The sequence below is a fragment of the Sporomusa sp. genome, assembly GCF_057736855.1.
The window spans coordinates 1-5544 of sequence record NZ_JBYKYF010000208.1 but is presented as its reverse complement, the minus strand read 5'-3'; the positions used below and the strand labels follow the sequence as shown (position 1 = coordinate 5544).

General features: G+C 39.8%; 4 protein-coding genes and 3 tRNA genes. 6 read left to right on the top strand and 1 reads right to left on the bottom strand.

Annotation, left to right across the window (positions count from 1 at the left end; genetic code table 11):
• Window positions 1-85: 85 nt before the first annotated feature.
• A complete protein-coding gene (locus AC29Z1_RS12735) occupies window positions 86-559 on the bottom strand; it encodes an LptA/OstA family protein (protein WP_488271831.1) in 474 nt (157 codons plus the stop codon).
• A 133-nt stretch (window positions 560-692) separates the two neighbouring features.
• On the opposite strand from AC29Z1_RS12735, the gene AC29Z1_RS12730 reads away from it, so the two are divergent.
• The 6 genes from AC29Z1_RS12730 (at window position 693) to AC29Z1_RS12705 (ending at window position 5486) form a co-directional block, all read left to right on the top strand.
• A complete protein-coding gene (locus AC29Z1_RS12730; protein ID WP_488271830.1) occupies window positions 693-1691 on the top strand; it encodes a deoxyguanosinetriphosphate triphosphohydrolase in 999 nt (332 codons plus the stop codon).
• 420 nt (window positions 1692-2111) lie between these two features.
• Complete coding sequence (dnaG, locus tag AC29Z1_RS12725) at window positions 2112-3920, top strand: DNA primase (protein ID WP_488271829.1); 1809 nt, start codon at window positions 2112-2114, stop codon at window positions 3918-3920.
• Between the two features lie 50 nt (window positions 3921-3970).
• Window positions 3971-5077 carry an RNA polymerase sigma factor RpoD gene (gene rpoD / locus AC29Z1_RS12720; protein ID WP_488271828.1) on the top strand — a complete coding sequence of 369 codons (1107 nt, stop codon included), beginning with the start codon at window positions 3971-3973 and terminating at the stop codon, window positions 5075-5077.
• 62 nt (window positions 5078-5139) lie between these two features.
• Window positions 5140-5215 (top strand) — tRNA-Asn (locus AC29Z1_RS12715).
• Window positions 5216-5269: 54 nt separating this feature from the next.
• Window positions 5270-5344, top strand: a tRNA-Ile gene (locus AC29Z1_RS12710).
• 67 nt (window positions 5345-5411) lie between these two features.
• Window positions 5412-5486: transfer RNA gene (locus AC29Z1_RS12705), tRNA-Glu, on the top strand.
• Window positions 5487-5544 lie beyond the last annotated feature (58 nt).

Below are 5544 nucleotides of genomic sequence, written 5' to 3'. Positions count from 1 at the left end.
TAGAAAGCCGCTTTTTGCCTTACGGCATAAAAGCGGCTTTGTCTACAATCTGAAACCTGGCGATGTAGCCAGGTTTTTTATGTTATTACAGGAAATAATTTAGTTTGACATTATAGCTTACAGAATCGGCTGACCAATTGTTACCATTTTGCATTACTTTAACATTGCCTTTAAACACGGCTACTTTAGTACGCCAGTTAAATTCTACCGTATCGGCAGTAATCGTCAGACCGTTGCGGGATAGGTTGACGCCTCCATCAATCTTGGCTCTATCTTTAGTACCATAGACATATACACTGTTACCAGTAAAATGAATATCTCCCTGAGTGACTGTGATACCACCTGAACCCCAAACTTCAAGCGATGTCGGACTAACTTTTGCCTGACCGGCAGTAATTACTCGGTCTTTAACTTCAATGCGAACATTGCCATTTAAAACATAAAGGCCTGTATTAAAATCAAAATATGTACTATCAGCCGTTACCACTGGTTTAGCTGCCGCAAGACCTGTAAAAAACATTAACAGTAAAAGTGTGAATAAAAATATTTTGGTCCTCATCTAGTACTCTCCTTTCTCACTTATTATTATAACAAAATATTTGAGGTTGTGTTCTGTGAAAATCTGTAATAACGAGAAAATCTAGTGAGGTAAAGGAAAATAATGTATAATATTAAGAAAGGAGGACGTCTGTATGAAAGTTCGTGAGCGTATTGAGGCACAAGAGTTCCAAATATTATCCTGTTATGCTGCAAAAAGCCGTGAAGCTGTCCGGGATCGAGAAGAGCCGCTTTGTGATTTTCGTACAGCATTTCAACGTGATAGGGATCGCATCATTCATAGCAAAGCTTTTAGACGTCTGAAACATAAAACACAAGTATATATATCTCCTGGTGATCATTATCGTATGCGCATGACACACAGTCTGGAAGTTGCGCAAATATCCAGGACAATTGCCCGTGGGCTCAGGCTTAATGAAGATTTAACAGAAGCCATTGCGTTAGGACATGATGTCGGTCATACTCCTTTTGGACATGCAGGGGAATATGCCTTACGTGAACTAATAGGGCATTATAATCATAATGAACAAAGTTTAAGAGTAGTAGAGTATCTGGAACGAAATGGACAAGGGCTTAACTTAACAGCCGAAGTAAAAGACGGTATTTTAAATCATACCGGACCTAACAAGCCATTTACCCTTGAGGGTAAAATTGTCTGTTATGGTGACCGCATTGCCTATCTTTGCCATGACTATGACGACGGCATTCGGGCCGGCATGTTAAAGCCTGGAGACTTGCCGGCAAAGGTAACTAAGATATTGGGCTCAGATCCTTCTAGTATGATAACTGTTATGGTATCAGATATTATTACAGAGTCTGAAGGAAAAAATGAAATTATTATGTCCAGCCAGGTAAAAGACGCGATGGATGAATTTCGCTCTTTCATGTTTAGTAAGATTTATCGTTCTGAGGTACTTGAACCTGACAGAAAAAAGGCTATGTACGTTATTGGAAAACTGTTTGAATATTATCTGTCTACACCTAGCAGTTTGCCGCGGGAATTCTTAGAACGCGAAGAGCGATGGGGACTGCAAACAATAGTAGTTGACTATATTGCCGGTTTAACTGATTTGTACGCTATTAAACTGTTTGAAAAATTATTTATTCCTGCTACTTGGGGAGTAGGAAAATAGGGTGATGACAGCAAGCTTGTCAGGCTTGCTGTTTTACATTACTGCCAAAATGCGTCTGCTGGTACGTAAATTTTGTATTTGTTACAGCTAATGGCGTTAAACATATGATAACTTTTTCTCGGAAAATTCCGTCTTTAAATTACAAATTAAATATTTGTTTTTTCCTAAACAAATATTATCAGTTTTGTCAAGATGTAAAAGAGGATTTTTGTCATTTGTATTGAATAATAATTACTAAAATATAAATCTGAAATCATAGAGTTGCGCAGAATCATATAAAAACAACTTCTGTATATCTGTTTTTGGCAGGAATATTACTTTTCATGCAGAATAAAGTCAAATGTTGGAACAATTTGCCGGAATGACACAAACTTAAAACACAGCAGGAAAAATTGCTCATGCCTGGATAAGGTGAGTTTCATGAAAGATCCGATTTTCGATGATTTTATTGCTAGGTTACGCTCAGAAAGTGATATTGTCAGTATTGTATCCGACTATGTTGCATTAAAAAAGAAAGGGAAGAATTATTGGGGATGTTGTCCTTTCCATAATGAGAAGACACCTTCATTCTCGGTAACTCCGGACAAAGGTTTTTTCTATTGTTTTGGTTGTCAGAGCGGTGGCAATGTTTTCAATTTCCTTATGAAAGTTGAAAGCATTACTTTTTTTGAAGCAGTAAAACTTTTAGCCCAAAAACTTAACATTCCTCTGCCAGAAAAGAAGAAATCTCCGCGAGAACAAGCCAGAGATCAAGAAATTGCCCAGATATATCAAGTAAACGAGTTGGCAAGAGATTTTTTTCATGCCTGTCTCACCAAAACGAATTACGGTAAACCTGCCCGTGAATATCTTGCCAGTCGTGGCATAACGGCTGAATGCATTGATTTTTTTAAACTAGGATTTGCGCCACCGTTATGGGATAAACTAGCAACAGCATTCGTGGAACGGGGGATTACTCTTGATATACTGCTAAAATCAGGACTGTGTGTTGCCCGTACATCTGGTGATGGCGTTTATGATCGTTTCCGTAATCGCATTATGTTTCCTATAACCGATGTAAGGGGCCGGGTACTTGGTTTTGGTGGCAGGGTCTTAGATGGTAGTCAGCCTAAATATCTTAATTCACCGGAAACTCTAGTTTTTAATAAACGACATGTTCTATATGGTTTTGAGAATGCATATAAACATATTCGTGATTTAGGTAAAGTGGTTATTGTTGAAGGTTACATGGATGCTATCACACTATACAGTCATGGTATCAAAAATGTAGTGGCATCTTTGGGAACAGCCTTTACAGCAGAACAGGCCAGAGCCCTTCTGAAACTTAATGCTGAATTATTCTTTTCTTATGACAGCGATGCGGCCGGACAAAATGCAACCTTACGCGCGTTGGATACTGTACGGACCTTAGGAGCATCGATCAAGGTAGTAACCATACCAGATGGTAAAGACCCAGACGAGTTTGTCAGAAAACATGGCAGTGCGGCTTTTGAACAGTTGCTGTTATCAGCACAATCACTGCTAGATTATCAACTTGACCAAGCATTAAAATCAAATGATTATTCAACGGTGCAAGGCAAAATTGCAGTTGTTGGCAAACTAGCGCCGATTCTTGCTGAAGCAGAAAACGCAGTAGAAATCAACGCTCATATTACGCGATTGTCGCAGATACTTGCTGTTGACGAAAGCGCTTTGCGGAGTGAAATAACAAAATATATATTCCAACGCAAAAAGGATAAAAATGTAAAAAATGGGAAACCTATAAACATTGCCTTCTATAAACAGCCAGCACCGGCAGTCATTCAGGCCGAACGCCAATTGATTCGTTTGATGTGCGATGATTTCTCACTCATTCCTTATGTTTTTACGAAAATTTTTCCGCAAGAAATTCAAGGTGCTTTGCAACAAGAGATAATTAATTTGATATTTAATGCGTATAATATGGAAAAAAATATAACACAGGTAGAACTAGATGCGATTGTCAGCAATCTAAGTGAACAAGCAGCTAGCGAGTTTTCACATATTATGTTAATGGATATACAATTTGATGATGTAGTCAAGTTAGTAGATGATTGTATAAAAACCATTCGATTAGCTTATTTGACAACATTGTACGAACAACATCGGTTGATGGCCGACGAATTAGAACGCATGGGGGATAGTAGCTTTCTGCAGGAACTGGCGGAAAGTCAGCGAATTAAACATGAAATTAGTAAATTGCATCACTAATAACCAGATAAGGATCAAACTTTTGAATGCCACTGGAAGGGGGGAAAACTATGGCCGATAAGAAAAATACGCCAGGCGATCATGTCAATGAGTTGCTGCATAAAGGCAAAAAACGCGGTGTATTAACATATGCCGAGATTATGGATACTATGCAGACGGATGATATGAGTCCTGATGAAATTGATGATATGTATGAAATCTTTAGTAGTAAAGGTATTGAAATTGTTGATGATGCGCCTGATGCTGAGTTAATTGAAGGCCCAGACCTATCTGAGATTGAGGCAACTGCTGAAGAAGTGGATATAGACCTCACCATTCCGGAAGGCATTAACATTGATGATCCTGTTCGGATGTATCTTAAGGAAATTGGCCGTGTACCACTTTTGACTGCTGATGAAGAAGTGGATCTGGCTAAGCGCATGGAACTGGGGGATGAAGAGGCTAAACGCCGACTTGCCGAAGCGAATTTACGACTTGTTGTAAGCATTGCTAAACGGTATGTTGGTAGAGGCATGCTTTTCCTTGATCTTATTCAGGAAGGTAATTTGGGTTTAATCAAGGCTGTAGAAAAATTCGACTATAACAAGGGGTACAAATTTAGTACTTATGCCACTTGGTGGATACGTCAGGCCATCACCAGAGCTATTGCCGACCAAGCACGTACTATCCGTATTCCTGTCCATATGGTTGAAACGATTAATAAGCTTATTCGTGTATCACGTCAGCTTCTTCAAGAACTTGGACGTGAACCTTCGCCAGAAGAAGTTGCTAAAGCTATGGATGTTAGTGTTGAGCGGGTACGCGAAATTATGAAAATTGCCCAAGAACCTGTATCGCTGGAAACTCCAATTGGCGAAGAAGAAGATTCTCATTTAGGTGACTTTATTGAAGATCAGGACGCACCTGCTCCCGCCGAAGCAGCGTCATTCATGTTGCTTAAAGAACAATTGGAAGAAGTGCTTGAAACACTTACTCCGCGTGAAGAAAAAGTGTTGCGTCTTAGATTTGGTCTAGATGATGGACGCGCTCGTACTTTGGAGGAAGTAGGACAATATTTTGGTGTTACTAGAGAACGTATTCGTCAGATAGAAGCTAAAGCACTGAGAAAACTTCGTCATCCTAGCCGTAGCAAAAAATTGAAAGACTTTCTTGAATAAAATTTAAAAAACTACTTGACGTAATAATTACATTGTCTTATAATAATCAACGTTGGCGATATTCCTCGATAGCTCAGTTGGTAGAGCAATCGGCTGTTAACCGATCGGTCGTAGGTTCGAGTCCTACTCGAGGAGCCATAACTTTTCATTATCAAACAGGCTTTCTTCGGAAAACCTGTTTTAAAGTCTCTAGGGCCTATAGCTCAGCGGTAGAGCAGCCGGCTCATAACCGGCTGGTCCCTGGTTCGATCCCAGGTGGGCCCACCAATTATTTTATTAGCTATTTAAAAAGCAATGAAAAGTTATTGCGTATCCTAGGTTGATTATGATATACGGCCCGTTGGTCAAGAGGTTAAGACACCGCCCTTTCACGGCGGTATCAAGGGTTCGATTCCCTTACGGGTCACCATATTGGGCGATTAGCTCAGCTGGGAGAGCGCCTGCCTTACAAGCAGGATGTCGGCAGT

Bases quoted from the DNA above. Each gene is read 5' to 3' on its own strand.
- dnaG (WP_488271829.1), top strand. From the start codon at position 2,112: ATGAAAGATCCGATTTTCGATGATTTTATTGCTAGGTTACGCTCAGAA.
- AC29Z1_RS12730 (WP_488271830.1), top strand. From the start codon at position 693: ATGAAAGTTCGTGAGCGTATTGAGGCACAAGAGTTCCAAATATTATCC.
- rpoD (WP_488271828.1), top strand. From the start codon at position 3,971: ATGGCCGATAAGAAAAATACGCCAGGCGATCATGTCAATGAGTTGCTG.
- AC29Z1_RS12735 (WP_488271831.1), bottom strand. From the start codon at position 559: ATGAGGACCAAAATATTTTTATTCACACTTTTACTGTTAATGTTTTTT.